Source organism: Streptomyces sp. NPDC001502, assembly GCF_042894785.1.
GTDB lineage: Bacteria > Actinomycetota > Actinomycetes > Streptomycetales > Streptomycetaceae > Streptomyces > Streptomyces kutzneri.
Genome location: NZ_JBIAVW010000010.1, coordinates 168520 through 193872, shown reverse-complemented (window position 1 = coordinate 193872; position 25353 = coordinate 168520). Strand labels below are relative to the sequence as shown.

Genomic DNA, 25353 nt, shown 5'->3' with positions numbered 1-25353 from the left:
GTGGGAACGAGAGAACCCCGCCCCCTCCGGAAGGGAGGGGGCGGGGTTCACGTACGAGGGATCAGCGGCCCGCGCGGTTGACGGCCGAGATGACCGCCTTCAGGGAGGCGCGGGTGGTGTTGGCGTCGATGCCGATGCCCCACAGGACACGGCCGTCGATCGCGCACTCGATGTACGAGGCGGCCACGGCGGAGGCGCCCTCGCTCATGGTGTGCTCGGTGTAGTCCAGCAGGCGGGCGTCGATCCCGATGCCGGCCAGCGCGTCGAAGAAGGCCGAGATCGGACCGTTGCCGGTGCCGTCCAGGACCGTCTCCACACCGTCCACGACCGCCTCGACGGTCAGCGTGTCCGTGCCGTCCTTGTCGGTGGCCGTCGAACCGGAGCGCAGCTGGATGCGGCCCCACGGGTTCTCGGGGTTGGGCAGGTACTCGTCCTCGAAGACCGACCAGATCGCCTTCGGCGTGACCTCTCCGCCCTCGGAGTCGGTCTTGGCCTGGATGATCCGGGAGAACTCGATCTGCATGCGGCGCGGCAGGTCCAGCTTGTGGTCGTTCTTCAGGACGTACGCGATGCCGCCCTTGCCGGACTGCGAGTTGACCCGGATGACCGCCTCGTAGGAGCGGCCGACGTCCTTCGGGTCGATCGGCAGGTACGGGACCGCCCATTCGATGTCGTCGACGGTCTTGCCGGCGGCGGCCGCGTCGGCCTCCATCGCGTCGAAGCCCTTCTTGATGGCGTCCTGGTGGGAGCCGGAGAAGGCGGTGTAGACCAGGTCGCCCGCGTAGGGGTGGCGCGGGTGGACCTCCATCTGGTTGCAGTACTCGCTGGTGCGGCGGATCTCGTCGATCTGCGAGAAGTCGATCTGCGGGTCGATGCCCTGGGAGAACAGGTTCATGCCCAGGGTGATCAGGTCGACGTTGCCGGTGCGCTCGCCCTGCCCGAACAGGCAGCCCTCGATGCGGTCGGCGCCGGCCATCAGGGCCAGCTCGGCGGCGGCGACGGCGGTGCCGCGGTCGTTGTGCGGGTGCACGGAGATGCAGACGTGCTCGCGGCGGGTCAGGTTGCGGGCCATCCACTCGAAGCGGTCCGCGTGCGTGGACGGCGTCGAGCGCTCCACGGTGGCGGGCAGGTTCAGGATGATCTCGCGGCCCTCGGCCGGCTGCCAGACGTCACAGACGGCCTCGCAGACCTCCAGGGCGAAGTCCAGCTCGGTGTCGGTGAAGATCTCCGGGCTGTACTGGTAGCCGAAGGTGGTCTCGGGACCCAGCAGCTTGTCCGCGTACTCCATGACCAGGCGGGTGCCGTCGACGGCGATCTGCTTGATCTGCTCCTTGGAACCGCGGAAGACGACCCGGCGGAAGGTCGGGGCGGTCGCGTTGTACAGGTGGACGGTGGCGCGCCTGGCGCCGACCAGGGACTCCACGGTCCGCTCGATCAGGTCCTCGCGGGCCTGGGTCAGTACGGAGATGGTGACGTCGTCCGGGATCGCGCCCTCTTCGATGATGGAGCGCACGAAGGCGAAGTCGGTCTCGCCGGAGGAGGGGAAGCCGACCTCGATCTCCTTGTAGCCCATGCGCACCAGCAGGTCGAACATCTCGCGCTTGCGGGCGGGGGTCATCGGGTCGATCAGCGACTGGTTGCCGTCGCGCAGGTCGGTGGAGAGCCAGCGGGGGGCCTTGGTGACGCGGGCGTCCGGCCAGGTGCGGTCGGGGATGTCCACCTGCTCGTACGAGCCGTACTTGTGGATCGGCATCCCGGAGGGCTTCTGGGTGTGGGTCGCGTTCGTGATGGGCGTGGGGCGACCGACAAAAGGCTGCTGGCTCATGGCGTTGGGCTCCTCGCGTGTCCGCGTGTAGTTCGCTGGGACGGCCGACGGCGGTAGTGAAAACCGCAACACCAAACTCCGCGGGGAGGGGGTCGGCCTACGACTACAGACCCTCGCCGCGGCAGCTAAGGAGAAGCAGCCCGAAACGCATGATGGGCCGAGCCTAGCCGAGCCGCGCCGTAACGCGAGGACCTGTTTCAGTATGCAAGACCCGAGGGTCCGATTTGCACCAAATGTGAGCCAAGCCTCTTTCGCTCCGGCTGGGTCCGGTTGTTCCGTCAATCCAGCGTTACCGCTTTCAGACAAGTGAATGAATCATGGTCGCAGGTAGTGACACCGCCATGACCCACTGCCACATTGCCGGGCATGAATGCCTCCCACGCTCGCCGCCATCACCCCGTCTTCTGCACGGTCGTACCGCCGCACCTCCTCGACAAGGCCGCCCTGTCCGAGGACTCCCGCCGTGCCGACCTCGCCCAGCGCACCCTGGAGCGGGACTCCCTGCTGCGCACCCGGCGCCGGGTCACCGCCGTCCGGGGAATCGTCCCCACCCTCGCCGCGCCGGCCTCCGACGACCCGGAGCGGACGATCTACGACGCCCAGCACCGCACCCGGCTGCCCGGAACGAAGGTCCGCGGGGAGGGCGACCCGCTGAGCAAGGACGCCACCGTCAACCGCGCCTACGCGGGGCTCGGGGCGACGTACGAACTCTTCCTGAAGGGCTTCGGCCGGCGCTCGATCGACGACTCCGGGCTCCCCCTGGACGCGACCGTCCACTACGGCGAGGACTACAACAACGCCTTCTGGGACGGCCAGCAGATGGTCTTCGGCGACGGCGACGGGGACCTCTTCCTCGACTTCACCGTGTCGGTGGACGTCATCGGCCACGAGCTGACCCACGGGGTCACCCAGTACACGGCGAACCTGACCTACCGCGGCCAGTCGGGCGCCCTGAACGAGTCGATGTCGGACGTCTTCGGCTCACTGATCAAGCAGTACTCACTGGAGCAGACGGCCGAGGAGGCCGACTGGCTGATCGGGGCCGGCCTGCTCGGCCCCAACGTCACCGGGGTCGCGCTGCGCTCGATGAAGGCCCCGGGCACCGCGTACGACGACGACGAGCTCGGCAAGGACCCGCAGCCGGCCACGATGGACGACTACGTGAACACCCACAGCGACAACGGCGGCGTCCACATCAACTCCGGCATCCCCAACCACGCCTTCTACATCGTGGCGACCGAGCTGGGCGGCAAGGCCTGGGAGCGGGCCGGTCAGATCTGGTACGACACCCTGACCGGCGGCGACCTCACCCCCCGGGCGGACTTCGCGGACTTCGCCCGGCTCTCGACCGCGGCGGCCGTGACCCGTTACGGGGACGGCGGCGCGGAGCACCAGGCGCTCCAGAAGGCGTGGTCCGCGGTGGGTGTCCCGCTCGCCGGGTAGAGGGCTCCCATGCGCATTCAGGTGATACGGACGGGCGGCTTCGCGGGCATCGAGCGCCGGGCCGAGGTGGACACATCGGGCCGGCCGGACGAGAACGAGTGGCAGGCCCTGGCCCAGCTCGCGCTGCGGCCCGGTCCGCCGGGCGACCCGGCGGACCGCGTACGGGACGGCTTCTCGTACCGCATCACGGTGGACGGGCGGACGGTGGCCTGCGCGGAGCCCAACCTGTCGGACGCCCAGCGGGCGCTGATCTCGCGCGTGCTGAAGGAGGGCGCCTGAGCGGGTCCGGAAAGGAGGTGCCCGCGCGGCGCCCCTTTGTTTGGATGGCCGGATGACCGACCACATGATCGATTCGACGCTGTCCGAGCTGGAGCGGTACTACGACACGGTGCCGCGGGTGGGCGGGGCCCGCGCCGAGGACTTCGGCGCGCTGACCCTCTTCGTCCAGGAGGGCACGGGCTGGCCGTACTACGCGCGGCCCGCACTCGGCGGCCCCGAGGCGACCCGGGCCGACGTGGAACGGGTCTGGGAGCGCCAGCGGGAGCTGAAGGTCCCCGAGGCCTTCGAGTGGGTGGCCGAAACCAGCCCCTCGCTACGGGCCGCGGTGGAGGCGGCGGGACTCCATGTCCACGCGCACCCGCTGATGGTCCTGGACCCCTCGGCCGAAGTCCTTCCCCCGCACCCGGAAGTCCGCCTGCTCGACGCCGACGACCCGCTGCTCGCCGCCGCGGTGACGGTCCCGTCCCTGGCCTTCGCGGCCCCGGGAACGGCGGTCGGCGAGGCGGGCCCCGCCGAACTGGCGGCGGCGCTGACGGATCCGGTGGCCGAGGCGGGCCGGGCCCGGGTGTCCGGGAAGCTGGCGGCGGGCAGCACGGTCCTGGCCGCGGCCGTACGGGACGGCGTGGTGCTCTGCGCGGGCCAGTACAACCCGGTCGGCGACGTCGTCGAGGTGGTGGGCGTCGGCACGCTGCCGTCGGCCCGCCGCCAGGGCCTGGCCCTCGGGGTCACGGCCGCCCTGGTCGCGGAGGCACGGGCGCGCGGGGCCCGCACCGTCTTCCTGTCGGCGGGCGACGAGGACGTGGCCCGCGTCTACGCCCGCATCGGCTTCCGCCGGGTGGCCACGGCCCTGATCGCCGAACCGCAGGTGTGACGCGCCCGCTCGGGCAGCGGGCTGCGTTCCTCTTTGCCGGGTCGGCAACAAAGTTTGCCGCAGGCCGCCGGGCGGGCGGAGCATCGGCCCTGCCGGCACCCGTACTGGAAGAGGAAGCCATGACCGAGCACGCGCACACCCACCCGCACGCCCAGCACCACCCCGAGCCCGGGACGGCTGCGGGCGAGGAGTTCTGGGACGGCCGGTACGGGGAGAACCACCGCATCTGGAGCGGCGAGGCCAACGCCATGCTGGTGCACGAGGTGTCCGCCCTCGCCCCGGGCCGCGCCCTGGACCTGGGGTGCGGGGAGGGCGCCGACGCCGTATGGCTGGCCCGCCGCGGGTGGACGGTCACCGGGACCGACATCTCCGGGGTCGCCCTCGGCCGGGCGGCCGAGCACGCGGCGGAGGCCGGGGTCACCGACCGCGTCTCCTTCGCACGGCACGATCTGACGGAGTCCTTCCCGCAGGGGGAGTTCGATCTCGTCTCCGCGTGCTTCCTGCACAACTACGGGGACTTCCCCCGTGACGCGGTCCTGCGCAGGGCCGCCTCGGCCGTGGCCCCCGGCGGCACCCTGCTGGTGGTCGGGCACGCGGGCTGGGCGCCGTGGCAGGAGGAGCGGGAGGAGGCGCACTTCCCCACGCCCGAGGAGGTCCTCGCGCAACTGGAGCCCGTCACGGCGGGCTGGGAGGTGCTGCGGGCCGAGGAGACCGAGCGGGTCCAGAACCAGCCCGACGGAACGCCCGGGACCCGTACGGACAACGTGGTCCGGGTGCGCCGGCCCGCGTAGCCGGACCGAACGACGGCCGGACGGACGGAACGACGAACGGACGCCGCCCCGCACGGGGGCCGGCGTCCGTTCGTCGTCGTGCCGTGGTGTCGTCGCTTCGTGCGCGGTTCGCGCCTCAGAAGCCGAGCTTGCGCAGCTGCTTGGGGTCCCGCTGCCAGTCCTTGGCGACCTTCACGTGCAGGTCGAGGAAGACCGGGGTGCCGAGCAGCGCCTCGATGTGCTTGCGCGACTTCATCCCGACCTCCTTCAGGCGGGAGCCCTTCGGGCCGATGATGATGCCCTTCTGGCTCGGCCGCTCGATGTAGACGTTGGCGTGGATGTCGAGCAGCGGGCGGTCCGCCGGACGGTTCTCGCGCGGGATCATCTCCTCGACGACCACGGCGATGGAGTGCGGGAGCTCGTCCCGGACGCCCTCCAGCGCGGCCTCGCGGATCAGCTCCGCGACCATGACCATCTCGGGCTCGTCGGTGAGGTCGCCCTCGGGGTACAGCGGCGGGCTCTCCGGCAGCAGCGGCGCGATCAGGTCGGCCAGCAGCTGGACCTGGGTGTCGCCGACCGCCGAGACGGGAACGATCTCGGCCCACTCGAAGCCCAGCTCCTCGGCGAGCTGGTGGACGGCGATGAGCTGCTCGCCCACCACCTTCGACTCGACCAGGTCGGTCTTGGTGATGATGGCGATCTTGGGGGTCTTCTTGATCCCCGCGAGCTCCTTGGCGATGAACTTGTCGCCGGGGCCGAGCTTCTGGTCGGCCGGCAGGCAGAAGCCGATGACGTCGACCTCGGCCCAGGTGGTCCGTACGACGTCGTTGAGGCGCTCGCCGAGCAGGGTGCGCGGCTTGTGCAGGCCGGGCGTGTCCACGAGGACGAGCTGGGCGTCGGGGCGGTGCACGATGCCGCGGACGGTGTGGCGGGTGGTCTGCGGCCGGTTGGAGGTGATCGCGACCTTGGTGCCCACGAGTGCGTTGGTGAGGGTCGACTTCCCCGCATTGGGGCGGCCGACGAAACAGGCGAACCCCGCACGGTGCGGGGCGGTGGACTCGGGGGAACGATCGCTCATACGGGCCATTCTCCCCGATGCGGCTCCCAGCGCCGACCAGATCACGGCGGCAAGGGCCGGTACGGCCGTGAGCGAGGGGTACTCGGCGAGGTCCGCACGGCCCTGAGCTGTGGTTCCGTCGGCCCGGGCACGCACCGTGACCTCGGCCCATTCCGCTCTGGGCGCGCCCTCCCAACGGGCGTCGAGCCGTACTTCCTGACCCGGCAGCAGTTCGGCGGGCAGCCCGCCGAGCTCGCGGGCGAGGAGCGGGCGGCCGAGGGCGCCGGTGGCGGTGAGGGCGGCCCGGGGGCGGAGGGTGACATTGCCGATGTTGTGGAGCGTGTACGAGACGTCCGCGCCGGAGCCGCGCCGGTTCACGGTGACCCCCCGGACGGTGAGGGCGGGGGCGGTGGGGCCGGTCACCCGCAGGTACAGCCGGGCGGCGACGGCCTGCTGTACGCCGATCCCCCGGCCGGTGTCGGCCGCGGCGGCCGGCCGTTCCTCCAGGGCCACGACGGCGCCGGGGTGGTCCCCCGGTTCCGCCCGGTCGGGGACGGTGAGGGTGAAGCGGACGGAGACCGACGAGCGGGCCGCCACGGTGAGCCGCTCCCGGTCGAGCTTCGCCCACGCGGCGGTGGCCAGCCGCGGCTCGTCGGGTCCGCGCAGGGCGAAGCCGCCGTCGCGGGCGGTGTTGTAGGCGTCGGCGGCGTACAGCCGGAAGGTGCGGGGCCGGTCGGTGCGGTTGGTCAGGGTGACGGCATCGGTGACGGCCTGGCCGGGCGCGGCGGCGAGGTAGAAGCAGGGCCGCTGCCCGACGCTGTTCGCGGCGGGCAGCACGGACCACTGACCGCTGTCGGCGGTGGCCGTCCCGGCGGGGGCGAGAACGAGGGCGAGCAGGGCGGCGGCGCACAGCACCCGCGCCGCGGCCTTCCCCGGGGCTCCGCCCCGGACCCCGCGCCTCAAACGCCGGCGGGGCTGGATCTCCAGCCCGTCCAGGCGGCGCCTCCCAGCGGTGGCTGGGGGAGTTCGAGGACCGGGTCCGGGCAGCGCCCGGTTACGGGAAGGGGCGGGGTGGGGGAGAGCTCCGCGCAGCGGCAGCCGCGGGCGGCCCGTCACGACAGGGTCAGCGTCAGGACCGCCGTGTACGCACCCGGCGGGGTGTACGGCGGCACCTTGAGGGTGACCGTGGCGTCGATCGTGAAGGTCCCGCCGACCAGGGGCGCGTCGGGGGTGGAGGCGAGGAGCGCCCCGTCGGCCCCGACCACACCGGCACTGCCCGGCGTACAGACGCTCCGGCTCCCCTCGGCCGCCACGCACCTCGGGGTCCAGGACAGGGAGGCGCCCGGGATGCGGATCCCGCCGGGTCCGGTGAAGTCGGTGACCTTGCCGATGAGGGACCAGCCGGCCGGGCCGCCGCGGGCGTCAGTGACGGTCACCGTCCCGATCCGGCCGGGGGCGGCGCCGCCGTCGCCGTAGGGGACGGCGCCCAGCGTGATGTCCTCGCCCGTCTGGGTCATGCCGAGGGCGCCCGGCTCGACGGTGGCCGTGACCTTCCGGGTGGCGGAGGACGGCGGTGGAGCCGCGTCGATGACCGTGTACGCGGCCGGGCCCGAGCCCTGGCCCGCCGTCCAGGCGCCGCCCTCGTAGGCGATCACCGCGGTGGTGGCCTTGTCCGTGACCGGCAGCTCGACCAGGGCCGTGCCCCGCTCGTCGGCGGTGGCGCTCACCCGGTCGGCGGTCTCGGCGGCGCCGGCCCGGCCGGCCACCGTGACGGCCGCGCCCGGCGGGAAGCCCGCGGCGGTGACCTTGACCTTGGCGCCCGGCCGGCCCTGGGCCGCGCCGAGGAAGACGCTGCGCAGGTTGGCCGTCGGCAAGGCGGTCGCGGTCAGGCGGGCGGAGAGGGGGGCGGCGGACGCGGCATCGGCGGTGCAGGTGGTGTCGAGGTCCAGCAGGTGGCTGGTGTGCAGGGTGTAGCCGCCCGGGGCGAGCGTGGTCTCGCCGGGCGCGGTGACGGTGAACGTGCCGGTCATCGTGACGGCGGGGAGGGCCGCGCCCGCCGGGACGGGGTCGTTGCGCTTGGCCCCGACCACGGTGACCTCGCCGCTCTGGGCGCCCGCCAGCAGGATCCGGCCGGTCGGGGTCAGCACGTCGGCGGGGAGTTCGCCGCCGACCGGGTTGAGGGCGGGGGTCCGGACCACCTGGTAGGTCACGGTGACGGTGTCGCCGACCTGCGGGGCCGGGTTGTCGACGGTGATCCGCGCGGTGGTCGGCCCGTCCGCGGGCGGGAGCCCGGCCTCCTGGGGCGCCGGGCAGTGCGTCGGGAAGTCCACCTGGCCGGGGGGTGTCTCTCCCTCGGCCGCGGCGGGTGCGCTCAGCGCGCTCCCGGTCGTGGCCGCCAGCACGGCCATGCCCACGGCCGCCGGCCATCTCCGCTTCCGCGCCCCTGTTCGCACTGCCCGCCCCTTAGGTTCCCGCGCGCCCGAGCCCGGCGCAGGGGGCTATTCACGAGCGGGGGGCGGGAGAAGTCAATGCGCGGGTCCGGCAGTAACTGATGGCCCATCAGGAGATGGCAGGTTGCCCGACTCGCCTGCCTCACGGAACGTGCGCCGGTAGGCCGTCGGGCTCACCCCCAGCGCCGCCTGTACGTGCTTGCGCAGCGACTGGGCCGTACCGAAGCCGCTGTCCCGCGCCACCTGCTCCATCGGCAGCTCCGTCTGCTCCAGCAGCTGCCGGGCCCGCTCCACCCGCCGGCCGACGATCCACTGGCCGGGGCTGACGCCCGACTCCTCGCGGAACCGGCGCGTGAACGTCCGTACCGACATGGCCTCCTGCCGGGCCAGGTCGGTCAGCCGGAGCGGTTCATGCAGCCGGTCCAGGACCCACGCGCGGGCCGCCGTGGTGGTGGCGAGCTGCGGCTCCGGCATCGGGCGCGCGATGAACTGCGCCTGCCCGCCCTCCCGGTGGGGCGGTACGACGGTCCGCCGGGCCACCTCGTTGGCGACGGCCGCGCCGTGGTCGCGGCGCACGATGTGCAGGCACAGGTCGACGCCGGCGGCGACTCCGGCCGAGGTCAGCACGTCCCCGTCGTCGGTGTAGAGGACGTCCGGGTCGACCCGGACGGCCGGGAAGAGCCGCTGGAAGTGCTCGGCGGAGGCCCAGTGGGTGGTGGCGGGGCGGCCGTCCAGGTACCCGGCCGCGGCGAGCACGTAACCGCCCGTGCAGATGGAGACGAGCCGGGTGCCGGGCCTGATGTGGGCGAGGGCCGCCGCGAGCTCGTCGGTGAGCCGGCCCTCCTCGTGCACCGGGCCCAGCTCGTACGAGGCCGGCACCACCACCGTGTCGGCGGTGGCCAGCAGCTCCGGGCCGTGCTCGACGTGGATCGCGAAGTCGGCGTCCGTGCGCACCGGCCCCGGGGCGAGCCCGCACGTGAGGATCTCGTACAGCGGCCGCCCGGCCGGGTCCTTGGCCCGCCCGAAGATCCGGTGCGGGATACCGAGCTCGAAGGGCAGCAGCCCGGTGAGGGCGAGGACGGCGACCCGGTGTGCCTTCTTCTCCGACTCCATGGCCCGATCGTAGCGAAGCATGACAGTCAAGCCACTTTCGTACGGTCCCCAGGTGGCCGGAAGCTGTCGGCGTGCCCCAGACAGCCCCCGCCTCCGCTCCCGTGGACCGCCGCTTCCCACGGCGGCCCGCCCGCGTCCACCGCGCCTGGTTCGTCGCCGCCGTCACCTTCGTGACGATCATCGGCGCGGCCGGCTTCGCCTCCCTGCCCGGACTGCTCATCGAGCCGCTGCACGCGGAGTTCGACTGGTCGCGCGGGACCATCGGCCTCGCCGTCTCCGTCAACCTCGCGCTGTACGGGCTCACCGCCCCCTTCGCCGCGGCCCTGATGGACCGCTTCGGTATCCGCCGGGTCGTGGCCCTGGCCCTGCTCGTCATCGCCTCGGGCTCGCTGGCCACGGTCTGGATGACCGCGCCGTGGCAGCTCGTGCTGTTCTGGGGCGTCCTCGTGGGGCTGGGCAGCGGCTCCATGGCCCTGGCCTTCGCCGCAACGGTGACGAACCGCTGGTTCACCGCCCGGCGCGGGCTGGTCACCGGCATCCTCACCGCGGCCGGAGCCTCCGGCCAGCTGGTCTTCCTGCCGCTGCTGGCCTGGCTGGTCGACCACCACGGCTGGCGCCCGGCGACGGTGACGGTCTCCCTGTCGGCCCTCGCCGTCACCCCCTTCGTGTGGCTGCTGCTGCGCGACCACCCTGCGGACGTGGGGCTCGCGCCGTACGGCGGCACGTACGCGCCGAAGCCGGCCCCGGTCCCGGGCGCGGCCCGGCGCGCCCTGCGGGTGCTCCTCGACGCGGCCCGGACCGGCCCGTTCTGGCTGCTGGCGGGCACCTTCGCGATCTGCGGGGCCTCGACCAACGGCCTGGTCAAGACCCACTTCGTGCCCGCCGCCCACGACCACGGCATGCCGGTGACGGCGGCCGCGGGGCTGCTGGCGGTGGTCGGCGTGTTCGACGTGATCGGCACGGTGGCCTCGGGCTGGTTCACGGACCGCTTCGACTCGCGGCGGCTGCTGGCCGTCTACTACGCCCTGCGCGGGGTCTCGCTGCTCTTCCTGCCGATGCTGCTGGCGCCGACGGTGCGGCCGCCGCTGCTCTTCTTCATCGTCTTCTACGGCCTGGACTGGGTCGCGACCGTCCCGCCGACGATCGCCCTGTGCCGCGAGCACTACGGGGACGACGGCGCGATCGTCTTCGGCTGGGTCCTGGCCTCGCACCAGATCGGCGCGGCGCTGGTGGCCTTCCTGGGCGGCCTGACCCGCGACCTCACGGGCTCGTACGACACCGTCTGGTACGCCTCGGGCGCGCTGTGCGCGATGGCTGCGCTGATGGCGATGACGATCCGCCGTAGGCCTCCGGCGGCCCGCGCAGTCCTGGTCCAGTAGCTTCGCCGGCACCGTCGGCATCGGCCGGGACCACATCCGGCCCCGCCGGCGTTTGAGGCGCGGGTCCGGGCGGAGCCCGGTGCCCGGCGGAGCCGGGTTTCCTGGGGCTCCGCTCCAGACCCCGCGCCTCAAACGCCGGCGGGGCTGAAATGCGGCCGGGCGGGAGTTCGTCGGTTGCCCCGCCGGGAGGCTAGGGGCCGGCCGGGGTCGTGGACTTCAGGGTGCCGTCCGGGCCGGCCAGGAGGACCGGGGTGTCCGGGCCGCCGAGGTCACGGACGGCCGCACGGTCCGCCTCGGCCGGGGCGTCGGCCGTGCTGACGACGGCCGCCGCCTCCAGCGACCGCGCACCGCTCGCCACCGCCATCGCGACCGCGGTCTGCAGCGCGCTCAGCTTCAGGGAGTCGAGCGCCACCGTCCCGGCGACGTACGTGCGGCCCGTCTCGTCCCGCACCGCCGCCCCCTCGGGCACCGCGTTGCGGGCCCGGGCGCTGCGCGCCAGCGTGATGATCTTGCTGTCCTCGGGGTCGATCCCGGTGCTGTCGGTCATGGTCGAAAGCATAGGGAGCCGCCCTGCGCCCCCGCACGACCACCCCGCCGCCACGGCGGGCGCACCGTCACGGCCGGTCCAGCCGCAGCCGCTCCGCCCTCGGCAGACCCGCGACCACCAGGTCGTACGAGTCCTCCACCAGCTCCCGCACCAGCTGTTCCGGCAGGCCGCCCGGCCCGCCCGCCGTCACCGTGTTCCAGTGCCGCTTGTTCATGTGGTAGCCCGGGACGATCGCCTCGTGCTCCTCGCGCAGCCGTACCGCCAGCTCCGGGTCGCACTTCAGGTTGACCTTGAGCGGCTCCGCGTCCAGCGCCGACAGCGCGAACACCTTGCCCAGCACCTTGAACACCGAGGTCTCCGGCGTGAAGGGGAACTCCTCCACCGCCGCGTTGAAACCCAGGCAGAACGCGCGCAGTTGCTCCGGGGTCATTCCCCCTCCTCCCCCGCGGTCTCCGCCGCGGCCACCGGCTCCACCAGAACCGTCACGATCTTGTTCCGTCGGCCCGCCGGGGATTCGGCGGTCAGCCGCAGCGGACGCCCGTCCGGCAGTTCCACCACCGAGGAGGCGCCCGCGATCGGCACCCGTCCCAGCGCCTTCGCCAGCAGTCCGCCGACCGTCTCCACGTCCTCGTCGTCGAAGGCCTCGACCTTGAACAGCTCGCCCAGGTCGGTGATGTCGAGGCGCGCGGTGACCCGGTAGCGGTCCTCGCCGAGGTCCTCGACCGGCGGGAGTTCCCGGTCGTACTCGTCCGTGATCTCGCCGACGATCTCTTCGAGGATGTCCTCGATGGTGACGATGCCGGCCGTGCCGCCGTACTCGTCGATGACGACGGCCACGTGGTTGCGCACCTGCTGCATCTCGCGCAGCAGATCGCCCGCGTTCTTGGTGTCCGGCACGAAGACGGCCGGCCGCATGGCGGTCGAGACCAGGTCGGACTCGGCCTCCCGGCTGATGTGCGTCTTGCGGACCAGGTCCTTCAGGTAGACGATCCCGACTATGTCGTCCTCGTTCTCCCCGGTCACCGGGATGCGGGAGAAACCGGAGCGCAGCGCGAGCGTGGTCGCCTGACGGACCGTCTTGTACCGCTCGATGCAGACGAGGTCGGTGCGCGGCACCATCACCTCGCGCACCAGCGTGTCGCCGAGCTCGAAGACCTGGTGCACCATGCGGCGCTCGTCGTCCTCGATCAGCGATTCCTTCTCCGCGAGGTCCACCATCGCGCGCAGCTCGGCCTCGGAGGCGAAGGGCCCCTTGCGGAAGCCCTTCCCGGGCGTGAGCGCGTTGCCGATGAGGATCAGCAGCTGCGGGATCGGCCCCATGATCCGGGCCAGCGGTACGAGGACGTACGCGGCCGCGGTCGCCGTGTTCAGCGGGTGCTGGCGGCCGATCGTGCGCGGGGAGACGCCCACGGCGACGAAGGAGACCAGCACCATCACGGCGATGGCCACGAGCAGCGCGGTCCAGTTCTCGCCGAACTCGTCGAGGCAGACGTACGTGACGAGCACCCCGGCCGCCATCTCGCAGGTGACCCGGACGAGCAGGGCCACATTGAGGTAGCGGGTGGGGTCGCCGGCGACCTGGGCGAGCTTCTCGCTGCCGCGCCGGCCCTCCCGTACGGCCTGCTCGGCCCGGAAGCTGGAGATGCGGGCGATGCCGGACTCGGCGCAGGCCGCGAACCAGGCCACCACCACCAGCAGCACCGCCCCGGTGATCAGCTGGGGGGCGTTCACGAGACGGTCGGAGCCGGGGACGGACCGGTCATGCCGCGCTCACCGCGCCAGCCGTCGACGATGGCCGCCTGGAGGCCGAACATCTCCGCCTTCTCGTCCGGCTCCTCGTGGTCGTAGCCGAGCAGGTGCAGCACTCCGTGGACGGTCAGGAGCTGGAGCTCCTCGTCCATGGAGTGCTGCGTCGGGGCTTCCTCGCCCTGCCGCTTGGCGACCTCGGGGCAGAGCACGATGTCGCCGAGGAGCCCCTGCGGGGGCTCCTCGTCGTCCTTGGCCGGCGGACGGAGCTCGTCCATCGGGAAGGACATGACGTCGGTCGGACCGGGCAGATCCATCCACTGGATGTGGAGCTGCTCCATGGCGTCCTCGTCGATGACGATGACGGACAGCTCGGAGAGCGGGTGGATCCGCATCCGGGTGAGCGCGTAGCGGGCGATGTCGAGGATCGCCTGCTCGTCGACCTCGGTTCCGGACTCGTTGTTGACGTCGATCGACATGGTGCGCTGAGTTCTACTTCCGCTGGTGGCCGTTCACGGCCTGCTGGCTGTCGTCGTACTTCTCGTACGCGTCGACGATACGGCCGACCAGCTTGTGCCGGACGACATCCTCGGACGTGAGCCGCGAGAAGTGGATGTCCGGGACCCCTTCCAGGATGTCCTGTACCTGGCGCAGACCGCTCCTGGCGCCACCCGGAAGGTCGATCTGGGTGACGTCACCGGTGATCACGATCTTCGAGTCGAAGCCGAGCCGGGTCAGGAACATCTTCATCTGCTCGGTGGTCGTGTTCTGCGCCTCGTCGAGGACGACGAACGCCTCGTTGAGCGTGCGTCCGCGCATGTACGCCAGGGGTGCCACCTCGATCGTGCCCGCCGCCATCAGCCGCGGGATCGAGTCGGGGTCGATCATGTCGTGCAGCGCGTCGTAGAGCGGGCGCAGGTACGGGTCGATCTTGTCGAATAGGGTGCCCGGCAGGAAACCGAGCCGCTCCCCCGCCTCGACGGCGGGCCGGGTCAGGATGATCCGGCTGACCTGCTTGGACTGGAGGGCCTGGACGGCCTTGGCCATGGCGAGGTAGGTCTTGCCGGTACCGGCGGGGCCGATGCCGAAGACGATCGTGTTCTTGTCGATCGCGTCGACGTAGCGCTTCTGGTTGAGGGTCTTGGGTCGGATGGTGCGGCCGCGGCTGGAGAGGATGTTCTGGGTGAGCACCTCCGCCGGCGTCTCGGCAGGCCCGTCGCCGTCGCCGTTGCCGTTGCCGCTCGCCTTGAGCATGGCGATCGAGCGTTCCACTGCGTCCTCCGTCATCGGCTGCCCGGTGCGGAGCACCAGCATCATCTCGTCGAAAAGCCGCTGGATCAGGGCGACTTCCGCCGCTTCACCGATCGCGCTGACCTGATTGCCCCGAACATGGATGTCGGCCTTCGGGAAGGCCTTCTCGATCACGCGCAACAGGGCGTCGCCCGAGCCGAGCACGGTCACCATCGGGTGCGTGGCCGGAACGGTGAAATGGGCTCGCGCCTGCCCCGGCGCAGGGATGTGGGCTGTCGGTGTCTGAGTCATGGGCCGGCACTGTGGCCTGCGCATACCTCCCGCTGAGGGGCCGCGCCGATCGACGACCTCCGGAGTACCAAGCGTACGTCTCCGCCGCTGCTTCCCCGAGAGGTTTTACCGCCCGATCGCGCCGCTAGGGGGTGTCGTGCCGATCAGGCCGGATCAGGGAGCGGTGGCCGGTGCCATGGGGTCTCCCCAGGCCCGCCAGGGCCGGGGGGGAGGATCGCAAGGCGGACGAGGGAGGCGACGCGGAGCGTCGCCGACCGAGGACAACGCGGCGAGGCGCGGCACCGGCCGCCGCGAGCCCGGCCTGACCGGCAGGACACCCCCTAGACCGAGTGCCGGAAGCCGATCGTCGGTACGGCCCTGCGCCGGGCCGCCGGGGCCCCGCCCGGCGGGACCAGGTCGTCCAGGAAGCCGTACCGGCCGCGCAGCTCCCGCGGGGCGTCCCGCCACCAGTGGGCCACCTCCGGCCAGCCGGGGGCCGACAGGGAGCCGCCGAACTCCTGCACCGACAGGGCCGCCGTCAGCCCGGCGAAGGCCAGCCGGTCCGCGAGCGGCCAGCCTGCCAGGGTGCCGGTCACGAAGCCCGCCACGTAGACGTCGCCCGCGCCCGTCGGGTCCAGCTCGTCCACCGTGATCCCGGGGACGTGCGCGGTCTCCCCGGTGCGCCCGTCCACCGCGTACGAGCCCTCCGCGCCCATCGTCACCACCGCGATCGGCACCTTCTCGGCCAGCGCCCGGGCCGCGGCTCTCGGACAGTCGGTCCGGGTGTAGCGCATCGCCTCGCCCGCGTTCGGCAGGAAGGCCTCGCAATGCTCCAGGTCGGCCAGGGCCCCCAGGTCCCAGCGGCCGCTCTCGTCCCATCCCACGTCCGCGAAGATCCGCGAGCCGCGCCGGGCGGCCTCGCCGATCCACTCCTCGCCGCGGCCGGGTCCCAGCGCGGCCACGGCCGCGCGGGCCCGGGGCGGGCACTGCGGGAAGGGCCCGGGGCCCGCCGGCGGAGGAGCCTCGTGGCCGTGCGAGACCATCGTGCGCTCGCCCTCGTAGGCCATCGAGACGGTGACGGGGCTGTGCCAGCCGGGGATGGTGTGCGACATGGACAGGTCGATGCCCTCGCCCTGTTCGAGGGCGTCCCAGCAGTACTCGCCGTAGTGGTCGTCCCCGAAGGCGGCTGCCAGCGAGGTGCGCAGGCCGAGCCGGGCCAGGGCGGTGGCCATGTTGGCGACGCCGCCGGGGCTGGAGCCCATGCCGCGCGCCCAGGACTCCGTACCGCGCACCGGGGCCGAGTCGAGGCCGGTGAAGATGATGTCGAGGAAGACCGTTCCGGTCAGGAAGACGTCACAGCCGGGTTCCTGGGGGTCACGCAGCGGACCGAGCGGGTCCACTGCTGCTGCGCGGATTTCGTAGTCCCGACCGGTCACGGCGATCTCCCCGTTGTTTCTCGAAGGCCCGTTTCTGCATGACGTTTTCCAGTGGAAAGCTGCCAGCCCTGCCCATCCCGGGCGGGACCAAAACCCAGTGTGGCGCAGATCACCCTCGAAGAGCCCTTCGTCACACGGCCCACTCGGCCCACTCGGCCCACTCGGACCGCTCGGACCGCTCGTACCGCGGCGAAGACGGCCCGGGCAGGGCCCGGGCCGTGTACTCCGTCAGCCCCGCTTGGGCAGGGGCACCCGCATCAGGTCCGCGGCCACCGTGAGCTCGCCCTCGAAGCCGGCCGCGCGGGCCTGGCGCTCGAACTCGGCCGGGTCGGTGTAGCGCTGCGAGAAGTGCGTCAGCACGAGGTGCCGTACGCCCGCGTCCCGCGCCACCCGCGCCGCCTGGCCGGCGGTCAGGTGCCCGTGGTCGGTGGCCAGCCGTTCGTCCTCGTCGAGGAAGGTCGACTCGATCACCAGCATGTCGCAGCCCTCGGCCAGCGCGTCCACACCGGGGCAGAGCCGGGTGTCCATGACGAAGGCGAACCGCTGCCCGGGCCTGGGCTCGCTGACCTCGTCCAGGGTGACCGCCCCGAGCCGCCCCTCACGCTGGATCCGGCCCACGTCCGGGCCCTTGATGCCGTGCCGCGCGAGCAGCTCGGGCACCATGCGGCGCCCGTCGGGTTCGGTGATCCGGTAGCCGAAGGACTCGACCGGGTGCGAGAGCAGCCGGGCTTCCAGGACGTACGAGGCCCCCTGGGCCAGCGGGCCGTCCCCGGCCACCGGCTCCTCGCGGAGCGGGACGGTCTCCCGGTAGGCCGTGGCGTAGCGCAGCCGGTCGAAGAACTTCTGCCCCGAGGCCGGGTAGTGCGCGGTGACGGGGTGCGGGACCTGGTCGAGGTTGATCCGCTGGATCACCCCGGCGAGGCCGAGGCTGTGGTCACCGTGGAAGTGGGTGACGCAGATCCGGTTGATGTCGTGTGCGGCGACCCCGGCGCGCAGCATCTGGCGCTGGGTGCCCTCGCCCGGGTCGAAGAGGATGCCCTCGCCGTCCCAGCGCAGCAGGTAGCCGTTGTGGTTGCGGTGGCGGGTGGGCACCTGGCTGGCCGTGCCCAGCACCACGAACTCTCGTACGGACACGTGCTATCCGGGGGGCCACTGGAGGCCGCGGCCGCCGAGGACGTGCGCGTGGGCGTGGAAGACGGTCTGCCCGGCGCCGGAGCCGGTGTTGAACACGACCCGGTAGCCGTGTTCGACGATCTTCTCGTCGAGGGCGACCTGGCCGGCCTCGCGCAGTATGTCGGCGGCGACGGCCGGTTCGGCCTCCACGAGGGAGGCCGCGTCGGCGTAGTGCACCTTGGGGATGACGAGCACGTGCGTGGGCGCCTGCGGGTTGATGTCCCGGAAGGCGACCGTGGTCTCGGTCTCCCGTACCACGGTCGCGGGGATCTGCCCCGCGACGATCTTGCAGAACAGGCAGTCGGCCTGCGGTTCCCCGGCCATTGCTGAGCCTCCCGTGACGGTGATCGGTCCGGGCATCGTATCCAGCCGGACGCCTGCAGCGGGCGTGGTCGCGTCAGGACCAGCGGCCCGTGCGGGCCAGCAGCACCGCCGTGGCCGCCGTCCCGGCCGTGGAGGTCCGCAGGACGGAACGGCCCAGGCGGTAGGGGTGTGCCCCCGCGGCGGCGAAGACGGCCAGCTCCTCCGGGGAGACGCCACCCTCCGGGCCGACCACCAGCACGACGGAGCCGGCCTTCGGGAGCTCGGCCGTGGCCAGCGCCCCGGAAGGGGTGTCGCGGTCCTCGTGGAGCACCATCGCCAGATCGGCGCCGGCCAGCAGGGCCGCCACCTGCTTGGTGGACATCGCCTCGGCCACCTCCGGGAAGCGCACCCGGCGGGACTGCTTGCCCGCCTCCCGGGCCGTGGCCCGCCACTTGGCCAGGGACTTGGCCCCGCGGTCTCCGCGCCACTGCGTGATGCAGCGCGAGGCCTGCCAGGGCACGATCGCGTCCACGCCGGTCTCGGTCATCGTCTCGACGGCCAGCTCGCCCCGGTCCCCCTTGGGCAGGGCCTGGACCACCGTGATCCGGACCTCCGGCTCCGGCTCCTCCGCGACGGTGTGCAGGTCCATGACGACCAGCCGGTCCTTGCCCTCGGCGGCCTTGACCACGCCCTCCGCCCAGTGGCCGCGCCCGTCCGTGAGGACCACGTCCTCGCCCGGGTTCAGGCGTTTCACGGACACCGCGTGCCGGCCCTCCGGGCCGTCCAGGACGAACTCCGGCCCCGCGGGGACCTCTTCCACCACGAACACCGGGGCGGTCATGACGCACTCCTCATCTGCATTGCCTTCAACGTGCTCTGTGCCTGGGCCAGTTCGGCCGCCAGCACCTCCACCAGCTCCCCCGCCGGCAGCGGTCGCGCCAGCCGGTGCCCCTGGCCCGCCCACAGGGCCATGCCCTGCGGGTCCCCGGCCGCGGCGGCGGCCTTGCGCAGCCCCGAGGTCAGGTGGTGGACCTGCGGGTACGCGGCCGGGGCGTACGGCCCGTGCTCGCGCATGAAGCGGTTGACCAGAACCCGCGCCGGCCGCCCGGAGAAGGCCCGGGTCAGCTCGGTGCGGGCGAACAGCGGGTCCGTCAGCGCCTTCTTGTGGACCGGGTCCGCCCCCGATTCCGGGCAGGCCAGGAAGGCGGTCCCGAGCTGCGCCGACTCCGCGCCCGCCGCCAGCAGGGCCGCGATCTGCGAGCCCCGCATGATCCCGCCCGCCGCGATGATCGGGAGCGCCACGGCCTCCCGTACCTGCGCCACCAGCGCGAGGAGGCCCACGGTCGCCGTGCCGTCGATCTGCGGGTCGTCCCGGTGGGTGCCCTGGTGGCCGCCGGCCTCGGCGCCCTGGACGCAGACGGCGTCCGCACCCGCGTGCTGGGCGCTGCGGGCCTCCTCGACGGAGGTCACCGTGACGACGGTGTACGTACCGGCCTTGCGCAGGGCCGCGAGGGCCGCGAAAGCGGGACAGCCGAAGGTGAACGAGACCACCGGGACCGGGTCTTCGAGGAGGATGGCGAGCTTGGCGTCGTAGCCGTCGTCGCTGGTGCCGATGATGTCCTCCTCGGCGAGCGAGATCTCGTACCAGCTCGCCTCACCGGCCAGCTGCCCCCGGTAGGCCTCCACGGCGGCCGGATCGACGTAACCGGTCTGCGGCATGAAGAGGTTGACACCGAAACGGCGCCGGGTCAGCGCGCGCACCTGCTTGATCTCCTGGTACATCCCGTCGGCGGTCTTGTAGCCGCCGGCCAGGAATCCCAGCCCGCCCGCCTCGCACACGGCGGCGGCGAGCACGGGACAGGAGGCGCCGCCCGCCATGGGAGCCTGCACGATCGGGTACGGGGAGAGACCGTTCGGTGCCGAGGACATGGACTGCATCGTGCCACGTCCCGCGCATGGGGCCGAATCATGGCATTCGCCTGGCATAGTCGGCTTCCCGACCGGCTTCCGGCCGCCGCCGGGCCCATGTGACGAGCCCGGCCGGGGAATCCCCAGGCCGGGCTCGTGACGGTGGATCGCGGTCGGTCAGCGACCGTTGAACGCGTCCTTCAGCCGGCTGAACAGACCCTGCTGACCCGGCGCGAACTGACCCATCGGCCGCTCCTCGCCGCGCAGCTTCGCCAGCTGGCGGAGCAGGTCCTCCTGCTGGGCGTCCAGCTTGCCCGGGGTGGTGACCTCGACGTGCACGATCAGGTCGCCGCGTCCGCCACCACGCAGGTGGGTGACGCCGCGCCCGTGCAGCGGGATCGCCTGGCCGGACCCGGTCCCGGGCCGGATGTCGATCTCCTCCAGCCCGTCCAGCGTCTCCAGCGGGCACTTGGTGCCCAGCGCGGCCGCCGTCATCGGGATGGTGACCGTGCAGTGCAGGTCGTCCCCGCGCCGCTGGAAGGTCGGGTGCGCCAGCTCGTGGATCTCCACGTACAGGTCGCCGGCGGGGCCGCCGCCGGGGCCGACCTCACCCTCGCCCGCGAGCTGGATCCGGGTGCCGTTCTCGACACCCGCCGGGATCTTGACCGTGAGGCTGCGGCGGGAGCGGACCCGGCCGTCGCCCGCGCACTCGTGGCACGGGGTCGGGACCACGGTGCCGAAGCCCTGGCACTGCGGGCAGGGGCGCGAGGTCATGACCTGGCCCAGGAAGGACCGGGTGACCTGCGAGACCTCACCGCGGCCGCGGCACATGTCACACGTCTGCGCCGAGGTGCCGGGAGCGGCGCCTTCACCGGAGCAGGTGTTGCAGACGACGGCCGTGTCGACCTGGATGTCCTTGGTGGTCCCGAAGGCCGCCTCGTCCAGCTCCAGGTCCAGACGGATCATCGCGTCCTGGCCGCGCCGGGTCCGCGAGCGCGGGCCGCGCTGCGAGGCCTGGCCGAAGAAGGCGTCCATGATGTCGGAGAAGTTGCCGAAGCCACCCGCTCCGAAGCCGCCCGCTCCGCCGCCGCCCGAGGAGGACAGCGGGTCGCCGCCGAGGTCGTAGACCTGCTTCTTCTGCGGGTCCGAGAGCACCTCGTAGGCCGCGTTGATCTCCTTGAAGCGCTCCTGCGTCTTCGGATCCGGATTCACATCCGGGTGGAGTTCACGCGCGAGGCGCCGGAAGGCCTTCTTGATCTCGTCCTGCGATGCGTCGCGGCGCACGCCGAGAACGGCGTAGTAGTCCGTGGCCACTTACGACTCCGCCAGGATCTGTCCGACGTAACGTGCCACTGCGCGTACCGCTCCCATCGTTCCGGGGTAGTCCATGCGGGTCGGTCCGACCACGCCGAGTTTGGCGACTGCTTCGCCGCCCGAACCGTAACCGACCGAGACGACCGACGTGGAGTTCAGTCCCTCGTAGGCGTTCTCATGCCCGATCCGTACGGCCATTCCCGACTCGTTGGCCTCGCCCAGCAGCTTGAGGAGCACGACCTGCTCCTCCAGCGCTTCGAGCACCGGCCTGATCGTCAGGGGAAAATCGTGTCCGAAGCGGGTGAGATTGGCGGTACCGCCGATCATCAGCCGCTCTTCGGCTTCCTCGACCAGGGTTTCGAGGAGGGTTCCGAGCACGGTGGAGACCGTGCCGCGGTCCTCGGCCTCGAAGGATTCGGGGAGGTCCTGGACGAGCGGGGGCACATCGGTGAAGCGGCGCCCGACGACCCGGCTGTTCAGCCGGGCCCGCAGGTCCGCCAGCGAGGTCTCCCCGAAGGGGCTCGGGCAGTCGATGAGCCGCTGCTCGACCCGCCCGGTGTCCGTGATCAGTACGAGCATCAGGCGCGCGGGAGCGAGTGAGAGCAGCTCCACGTGCCGGACGGTCGACCGGGTCAGGCTCGGGTACTGGACGACGGCGACCTGCCGGGTGAGCTGCGCGAGCAGCCGCACCGTGCGGCCGACCACGTCGTCGAGGTCGACGGCGCCGTCGAGGAAGTTCTGGATGGCCCGGCGCTCGGGCGACGACAGCGGCTTGACCCCCGCCAGCCTGTCGACGAAGAGCCGGTAGCCCTTGTCGGTGGGGATCCGGCCGGCGCTGGTGTGAGGCTGGGCGATGTAGCCCTCCTCCTCCAGCACGGCCATGTCGTTGCGCACGGTGGCGGGCGAGACGCCGAGCCGGTGCCGCTCCGTGAGCGCCTTGGAGCCGACCGGCTCTTCCGTCCCGACGTAGTCCTGGACGATGGCGCGCAGCACTTCGAGTCTGCGTTCGCTGAGCATCGCGCACACCTCCAGCTGTGGTCCGTTGCCGTGTTCTGCCGTGTTCGTTGGCACTCTGATCGTTCGAGTGCCAGAGAGCCCCCGCTCAGTGTACGGCCGGGCGGTAAGCCCCTGGCAAGGGAGGCCCGCCAGGGTAGCGTCGCCGTATGGACGTGCGTTGGGAAGAGTCCGGCTGGGAACGGCTGACGGGACGGGCCGGCCGGCGGCGGCTGCCGGTGTGGGACTGCACCGTGGGGCTGGTGGTGGGCGAGGATTCGGTCCTTCTGATCGACCCCGGATCGTGTGTGCGCGAGGGCGCGCAGGTACGCACCGAGGCGGAGCGGCTGACGGGCCGGCGCGTGACCCATATCGCATTCACGCACGGTCATTTCGATCACGTCCTGGGCGGATCCGCCTTCGCCGGGGCCGAGGTGTTCGGGGCGGTCGGGCTGGCCGCACTGCTGTCGGCGGGACGCGAGGAGCTGCGCGGGGACGCGGTACGGCACGGGCTCGCGGAGGCGGAAGCGGCGGAGGCGGTGGACCTGCTGGTGCCGCCCGGGCACGCGGTGTCGGGCGAGTGGACGCTGGAACTGGGCGGCGTACAGGTGCTGCTGGCGAATGTCGGACCCGGGCACACCGGGCACGACCTGGCCGTCTTCGTGCCGGGCGAGCGCGAGGTGGTCTTCTGCGGGGACCTGGTCGAGGAATCGGGCGAGCCCTCGGTGGGGCCGGACGCCAGGCCGGGGCAGTGGCCGGCGGCCCTGGACCGGCTGCTGTCGCTGGGCGGTGACGACGCACTGTACGTGCCGGGTCACGGAGCGGTGGTCGGTGCTGACTTCGTCCGTGCCCAACGCGCCACACTGGCGGCCCGTTTCGGCGTGTCGGAGGCGTGACGCGCGCGGCTCTCCTACTGTCGGCCGGATGCGCGAGTACTCCCCCGACCTGACCCCGCAGTGGAAGCGACCCAAGGCCGTGCCGGAGGTGGCGGCGGACCTGGACCTGGTGGTCGAGGTGGCCGGTACGGACTTCTGCGGCGCGGTGGTGGCCTGCGAGGCGGGCACGGTGACCCTGGAGGACCGCTTCGGCAAGCGGCGGGTGTTCCCGATGGAGCCGCGCGGGTTCCTGCTGGACGGCGACGTGGTCACCCTGGTCCGTCCCGCACGCAGGCCCTCCGGGCCGCTCCTGACGGCCTCGGGCTCGCTGGCCGTGCCCGGGGCGCGGGCGCGGGTGGCGCGGGCCGGCCGGATCTACGTCGAGGGCCGGCACGACGCGGAGCTGGTGGAGCGGGTCTGGGGTGACGACCTGCGGATCGAGGGCGTGGTGGTGGAGTACCTGGAGGGCATCGACGACCTCCCGGCCGTCGTCGCCGACTTCGCCCCGGCCCCGGACGCCCGCCTCGGCGTCCTGGTCGACCACCTCGTCCCGGGCTCGAAGGAGTCCCGTATCGCGGCGTCGGTGACCTCGCCGGACGTCCTGATCGTGGGCCACCCGTACGTGGACGTCTGGCAGGCGGTGAAGCCGTCCGCGCTGGGCATCCCCGCGTGGCCGGTGATCCCGCCCGGCCAGGACTGGAAGACGGGCGTCTGCCGGGCCCTGGGCTGGCCGGAGAACACCGGCGCCGCCTGGCGGCACATCCTGTCCCGGGTCACCTCGTACCGCGACCTGGAACCCACCCTCCTGGGCTCGGTGGAACACCTCATCGACCACGTCACGGCCTGACCACCCCCACGGACCCCTGCCGGCCCCGCCTCGGCCCACGCGCCCCTCCAGCCCCGCCGGTTTGAGGCGCCGCCTTCAGCCCCGCCGGTTTGAGGCGCCGTCTTCAGCCCCGCCGGCGTTTGAGGCGCGGGGGTCCGGGGGCAGCGCCCCCGGCAACGGCGCCGCAGGCTAGTCCACCAGGTCCCGCACCACCGCGTCGGCCAGCAACCGCCCGCGCAGCGTCAGCACGGCCCGCCCGCCCTCGTACGGCGCGGCGTCCAGCAGCCCGTCCGCCAAGGCCTTGCGGGAGGCGGCGAGCCCGGCCGGAGCCAGCAGCGACAACGGCACCCCGTCCACCAGCCGGAGCTCCAGCAGGATCCGCTCCACCCGCCGGTCCTCCTCGGAGAGGAGCTCGCGCCCCGCGCCCGGGGAACGGCCCTCCGCCAGCGCCGCGGCGTACGCGCCCGGGTGCTTCACGTTCCACCACCGCACGCCGCCCACGTGCGAGTGCGCACCCGGTCCCGCGCCCCACCAGTCGGCGCCGCGCCAGTACAGCTCGTTGTGCAGGCAGCGCCCGGCCTCCGAGGTGGCCCAGTTGGAGACCTCGTACCAGGAGTACCCGGCCTCGGCCATGACCGATTCCGCGATCAGGTACCGGTCGGCGTGGACGTCGTCGTCCGTCATCGGGACCTCGCCGCGGCGGATCCGCCGCGCCAGCTGCGTGCCCTCCTCGACGATCAGCGCGTAGGCGCTGATGTGGTCCGGCCCGGCGCCCAGCGCCGCCGAGAGGGTCGCCCGCCAGTCCTCGTCCGACTCCCCGGGCGTGCCGTAGATCAGGTCGAGGTTGACGTGCTCGAAGCCCGCCGCCCGCGCCTCCGCGACGCATGCCTCGGGGCGCCCCGGCGTGTGGGTGCGGTCGAGCACCTTCAGGACGTGCTGCCTGGCGCTCTGCATGCCGAAGGAGACCCGGTTGAAGCCCCCGGCGCGCAGCTCGGCCAGGTACTTCGGGTCCACCGACTCCGGATTGGCCTCCGTGGTGATCTCGGCGTCCTCGGCCAGGCCGAATTCGTCCCGGATCGCCGCGAGCATGCGGACGAGGTCGGCGGCGGGCAGCAGCGTGGGCGTGCCGCCGCCGACGAAGACGGTCCGGACCTCGCGCGGGTCGTCGCCGAGCACCTTCCGCGCCAGCCTGACCTCGTCGATCAGGGTGTCGGCGTAGTTCTCCCGGGAGGCGAGCACACCGCCGGTGCCCCGCAGCTCGGTGGCCGTGTAGGTGTTGAAGTCGCAGTACCCGCAGCGCGTGGCGCAGTACGGGACGTGCAGGTAGAAACCGAGCGGCCGCTCCCCCGCGCCCGCCAGGGCATGCGACGGCAGCGCGCCGTCTTCGGGCATGGGTTCACCGTCGGGGAGTGCGGAAGGCATACCCCCATCATCCCGCACCGGAAGAGCCCCGTCGGCGTTTGAGGCGCGGGGTCCGGGTCGGAGCCCCGGGGAACGGGGCCCGGCGGGGCGGTCCACCGCCCC

At 72.6% G+C, this 25353-nt stretch carries 24 protein-coding genes and 1 pseudogene; 7 read left to right on the top strand and 18 right to left on the bottom strand.

Annotation, left to right across the window (positions count from 1 at the left end):
* Nucleotides 1–61: 61 nt before the first annotated feature.
* Nucleotides 62–1825 (bottom strand): 2-isopropylmalate synthase, encoded by a 1764-nt coding sequence (leuA, locus tag ACFY0D_RS19830; RefSeq protein WP_390799470.1) that lies wholly within the window; start codon nucleotides 1823–1825, stop codon nucleotides 62–64.
* A gap of 366 nt (nucleotides 1826–2191) precedes the next feature.
* On the opposite strand from leuA, the gene ACFY0D_RS19825 reads away from it, so the two are divergent.
* The 4 genes from ACFY0D_RS19825 to ACFY0D_RS19810 all read left to right on the top strand — a co-directional run bounded on the left by ACFY0D_RS19825 (nucleotide 2192) and on the right by ACFY0D_RS19810 (nucleotide 5209).
* Entirely contained in the window at nucleotides 2192–3268 is a 1077-nt protein-coding gene (locus tag ACFY0D_RS19825; RefSeq protein ID WP_390799469.1) for a M4 family metallopeptidase, read from the top strand.
* Between the two features lie 9 nt (nucleotides 3269–3277).
* The gene (locus ACFY0D_RS19820; protein ID WP_390799468.1) at nucleotides 3278–3547 is read left to right on the top strand and encodes a protealysin inhibitor emfourin; all 270 of its coding nucleotides are present in this window, start codon (nucleotides 3278–3280) and stop codon (nucleotides 3545–3547) included.
* Between the two features lie 52 nt (nucleotides 3548–3599).
* Entirely contained in the window at nucleotides 3600–4418 is an 819-nt protein-coding gene (locus tag ACFY0D_RS19815) for a GNAT family N-acetyltransferase (protein WP_390799467.1), read from the top strand.
* 119 nt (nucleotides 4419–4537) lie between these two features.
* Nucleotides 4538–5209 carry a class I SAM-dependent methyltransferase gene (locus ACFY0D_RS19810; protein ID WP_390799466.1) on the top strand — a complete coding sequence of 224 codons (672 nt, stop codon included), beginning with the start codon at nucleotides 4538–4540 and terminating at the stop codon, nucleotides 5207–5209.
* A 115-nt stretch (nucleotides 5210–5324) separates the two neighbouring features.
* On the opposite strand, the gene era is transcribed toward ACFY0D_RS19810, so the two are convergent.
* From era to ACFY0D_RS19790, 4 genes and pseudogenes are all read right to left on the bottom strand, one after another.
* Nucleotides 5325–6275, bottom strand: coding sequence for a GTPase Era (gene era / locus ACFY0D_RS19805; RefSeq protein WP_389114276.1), 951 nt, complete (start codon nucleotides 6273–6275; stop codon nucleotides 5325–5327).
* 495 nt (nucleotides 6276–6770) lie between these two features.
* Nucleotides 6771–7082, bottom strand: a pseudogene (locus ACFY0D_RS19800) (WxL protein peptidoglycan domain-containing protein); the annotation flags it as partial.
* 275 nt (nucleotides 7083–7357) lie between these two features.
* A complete protein-coding gene (locus ACFY0D_RS19795) occupies nucleotides 7358–8653 on the bottom strand; it encodes a beta-xylosidase (protein WP_390799577.1) in 1296 nt (431 codons plus the stop codon).
* Between the two features lie 117 nt (nucleotides 8654–8770).
* On the bottom strand, nucleotides 8771–9808 hold the full coding sequence (locus ACFY0D_RS19790; protein ID WP_390799465.1) for a GlxA family transcriptional regulator: 1038 nt from the start codon (nucleotides 9806–9808) through the stop codon (nucleotides 8771–8773).
* Nucleotides 9809–9879: 71 nt separating this feature from the next.
* Here ACFY0D_RS19790 and ACFY0D_RS19785 point away from each other — a divergent pair, with 71 nt between their 5' ends.
* Nucleotides 9880–11187, top strand: coding sequence for an MFS transporter (locus ACFY0D_RS19785; protein ID WP_390799464.1), 1308 nt, complete (start codon nucleotides 9880–9882; stop codon nucleotides 11185–11187).
* Nucleotides 11188–11377: 190 nt separating this feature from the next.
* Here ACFY0D_RS19785 and ACFY0D_RS19780 read toward each other — a convergent pair whose 3' ends face one another.
* The 12 genes from ACFY0D_RS19780 to hrcA form a co-directional block, all read right to left on the bottom strand.
* Nucleotides 11378–11734 carry a cytidine deaminase gene (locus tag ACFY0D_RS19780; protein ID WP_390799463.1) on the bottom strand — a complete coding sequence of 119 codons (357 nt, stop codon included), beginning with the start codon at nucleotides 11732–11734 and terminating at the stop codon, nucleotides 11378–11380.
* A 67-nt stretch (nucleotides 11735–11801) separates the two neighbouring features.
* The gene (locus tag ACFY0D_RS19775) at nucleotides 11802–12164 is read right to left on the bottom strand and encodes an MmcQ/YjbR family DNA-binding protein (RefSeq protein WP_390799462.1); all 363 of its coding nucleotides are present in this window, start codon (nucleotides 12162–12164) and stop codon (nucleotides 11802–11804) included.
* Nucleotides 12161–13465: a hemolysin family protein gene (locus tag ACFY0D_RS19770; RefSeq protein ID WP_390799461.1), complete on the bottom strand. Its 1305-nt coding sequence runs from the start codon at nucleotides 13463–13465 to the stop codon at nucleotides 12161–12163. The genes ACFY0D_RS19775 and ACFY0D_RS19770 overlap by 4 nt, the downstream gene beginning before the upstream one ends.
* Nucleotides 13462–13959, bottom strand: coding sequence for an rRNA maturation RNase YbeY (gene ybeY / locus ACFY0D_RS19765; RefSeq protein WP_150257383.1), 498 nt, complete (start codon nucleotides 13957–13959; stop codon nucleotides 13462–13464). Before ybeY ends, ACFY0D_RS19770 begins: the two co-directional genes overlap by 4 nt.
* Before the next feature lie 13 nt (nucleotides 13960–13972).
* Entirely contained in the window at nucleotides 13973–15022 is a 1050-nt protein-coding gene (locus tag ACFY0D_RS19760) for a PhoH family protein (protein WP_390799460.1), read from the bottom strand.
* Nucleotides 15023–15342: 320 nt separating this feature from the next.
* Nucleotides 15343–16437: a carbohydrate kinase family protein gene (locus ACFY0D_RS19755; protein ID WP_390799459.1), complete on the bottom strand. Its 1095-nt coding sequence runs from the start codon at nucleotides 16435–16437 to the stop codon at nucleotides 15343–15345.
* Nucleotides 16438–16665: 228 nt separating this feature from the next.
* The gene (locus ACFY0D_RS19750; protein WP_390799458.1) at nucleotides 16666–17571 is read right to left on the bottom strand and encodes a ribonuclease Z; all 906 of its coding nucleotides are present in this window, start codon (nucleotides 17569–17571) and stop codon (nucleotides 16666–16668) included.
* Nucleotides 17572–17574: 3 nt separating this feature from the next.
* Nucleotides 17575–17934: a histidine triad nucleotide-binding protein gene (locus ACFY0D_RS19745; protein ID WP_030010177.1), complete on the bottom strand. Its 360-nt coding sequence runs from the start codon at nucleotides 17932–17934 to the stop codon at nucleotides 17575–17577.
* A 73-nt stretch (nucleotides 17935–18007) separates the two neighbouring features.
* A complete protein-coding gene (locus ACFY0D_RS19740) occupies nucleotides 18008–18754 on the bottom strand; it encodes a 16S rRNA (uracil(1498)-N(3))-methyltransferase (RefSeq protein ID WP_266596581.1) in 747 nt (248 codons plus the stop codon).
* On the bottom strand, nucleotides 18751–19842 hold the full coding sequence (locus ACFY0D_RS19735) for a nitronate monooxygenase (RefSeq protein WP_390799457.1): 1092 nt from the start codon (nucleotides 19840–19842) through the stop codon (nucleotides 18751–18753). The genes ACFY0D_RS19740 and ACFY0D_RS19735 overlap by 4 nt, the downstream gene beginning before the upstream one ends.
* Nucleotides 19843–19998: 156 nt before the next feature.
* Nucleotides 19999–21135, bottom strand: a complete 1137-nt coding sequence (gene dnaJ / locus ACFY0D_RS19730; RefSeq protein WP_030384644.1) for a molecular chaperone DnaJ — start codon at nucleotides 21133–21135, stop codon at nucleotides 19999–20001.
* Nucleotides 21136–22152, bottom strand: coding sequence for a heat-inducible transcriptional repressor HrcA (hrcA, locus tag ACFY0D_RS19725; protein ID WP_301371237.1), 1017 nt, complete (start codon nucleotides 22150–22152; stop codon nucleotides 21136–21138).
* Nucleotides 22153–22298: 146 nt separating this feature from the next.
* Here hrcA and ACFY0D_RS19720 point away from each other — a divergent pair, with 146 nt between their 5' ends.
* Both ACFY0D_RS19720 and ACFY0D_RS19715 read left to right on the top strand, forming a co-directional pair.
* Entirely contained in the window at nucleotides 22299–23024 is a 726-nt protein-coding gene (locus ACFY0D_RS19720; protein ID WP_390799456.1) for an MBL fold metallo-hydrolase, read from the top strand.
* Between the two features lie 28 nt (nucleotides 23025–23052).
* Nucleotides 23053–23850 (top strand): DUF3097 domain-containing protein, encoded by a 798-nt coding sequence (locus tag ACFY0D_RS19715; protein ID WP_390799455.1) that lies wholly within the window; start codon nucleotides 23053–23055, stop codon nucleotides 23848–23850.
* Nucleotides 23851–24018: 168 nt separating this feature from the next.
* Here ACFY0D_RS19715 and hemW read toward each other — a convergent pair whose 3' ends face one another.
* Complete coding sequence (gene hemW / locus ACFY0D_RS19710) at nucleotides 24019–25251, bottom strand: radical SAM family heme chaperone HemW (protein WP_390799454.1); 1233 nt, start codon at nucleotides 25249–25251, stop codon at nucleotides 24019–24021.
* Between the last annotated feature and the right edge of the window lie 102 nt (nucleotides 25252–25353).

What these genes read in the sequence shown, in the direction of transcription:
- leuA (WP_390799470.1), bottom strand. Translation starts at nt 1,825, where the DNA reads ATGAGCCAGCAGCCTTTTGTCGGTCGCCCCACGCCCATCACGAACGCG.
- ACFY0D_RS19825 (WP_390799469.1), top strand. Translation starts at nt 2,192, where the DNA reads ATGAATGCCTCCCACGCTCGCCGCCATCACCCCGTCTTCTGCACGGTC.
- ACFY0D_RS19820 (WP_390799468.1), top strand. Translation starts at nt 3,278, where the DNA reads ATGCGCATTCAGGTGATACGGACGGGCGGCTTCGCGGGCATCGAGCGC.
- ACFY0D_RS19815 (WP_390799467.1), top strand. Translation starts at nt 3,600, where the DNA reads ATGACCGACCACATGATCGATTCGACGCTGTCCGAGCTGGAGCGGTAC.
- ACFY0D_RS19810 (WP_390799466.1), top strand. Translation starts at nt 4,538, where the DNA reads ATGACCGAGCACGCGCACACCCACCCGCACGCCCAGCACCACCCCGAG.
- era (WP_389114276.1), bottom strand. Translation starts at nt 6,275, where the DNA reads ATGGCCCGTATGAGCGATCGTTCCCCCGAGTCCACCGCCCCGCACCGT.
- ACFY0D_RS19795 (WP_390799577.1), bottom strand. Translation starts at nt 8,653, where the DNA reads ATGGCCGTGCTGGCGGCCACGACCGGGAGCGCGCTGAGCGCACCCGCC.
- ACFY0D_RS19790 (WP_390799465.1), bottom strand. Translation starts at nt 9,808, where the DNA reads ATGGAGTCGGAGAAGAAGGCACACCGGGTCGCCGTCCTCGCCCTCACC.
- ACFY0D_RS19780 (WP_390799463.1), bottom strand. Translation starts at nt 11,734, where the DNA reads ATGACCGACAGCACCGGGATCGACCCCGAGGACAGCAAGATCATCACG.
- ACFY0D_RS19775 (WP_390799462.1), bottom strand. Translation starts at nt 12,164, where the DNA reads ATGACCCCGGAGCAACTGCGCGCGTTCTGCCTGGGTTTCAACGCGGCG.
- ybeY (WP_150257383.1), bottom strand. Translation starts at nt 13,959, where the DNA reads ATGTCGATCGACGTCAACAACGAGTCCGGAACCGAGGTCGACGAGCAG.
- ACFY0D_RS19760 (WP_390799460.1), bottom strand. Translation starts at nt 15,022, where the DNA reads ATGACTCAGACACCGACAGCCCACATCCCTGCGCCGGGGCAGGCGCGA.
- ACFY0D_RS19745 (WP_030010177.1), bottom strand. Translation starts at nt 17,934, where the DNA reads ATGGCCGGGGAACCGCAGGCCGACTGCCTGTTCTGCAAGATCGTCGCG.
- ACFY0D_RS19740 (WP_266596581.1), bottom strand. Translation starts at nt 18,754, where the DNA reads ATGACCGCCCCGGTGTTCGTGGTGGAAGAGGTCCCCGCGGGGCCGGAG.
- ACFY0D_RS19735 (WP_390799457.1), bottom strand. Translation starts at nt 19,842, where the DNA reads ATGTCCTCGGCACCGAACGGTCTCTCCCCGTACCCGATCGTGCAGGCT.
- hrcA (WP_301371237.1), bottom strand. Translation starts at nt 22,152, where the DNA reads ATGCTCAGCGAACGCAGACTCGAAGTGCTGCGCGCCATCGTCCAGGAC.
- ACFY0D_RS19720 (WP_390799456.1), top strand. Translation starts at nt 22,299, where the DNA reads ATGGACGTGCGTTGGGAAGAGTCCGGCTGGGAACGGCTGACGGGACGG.
- ACFY0D_RS19715 (WP_390799455.1), top strand. Translation starts at nt 23,053, where the DNA reads ATGCGCGAGTACTCCCCCGACCTGACCCCGCAGTGGAAGCGACCCAAG.
- hemW (WP_390799454.1), bottom strand. Translation starts at nt 25,251, where the DNA reads ATGCCTTCCGCACTCCCCGACGGTGAACCCATGCCCGAAGACGGCGCG.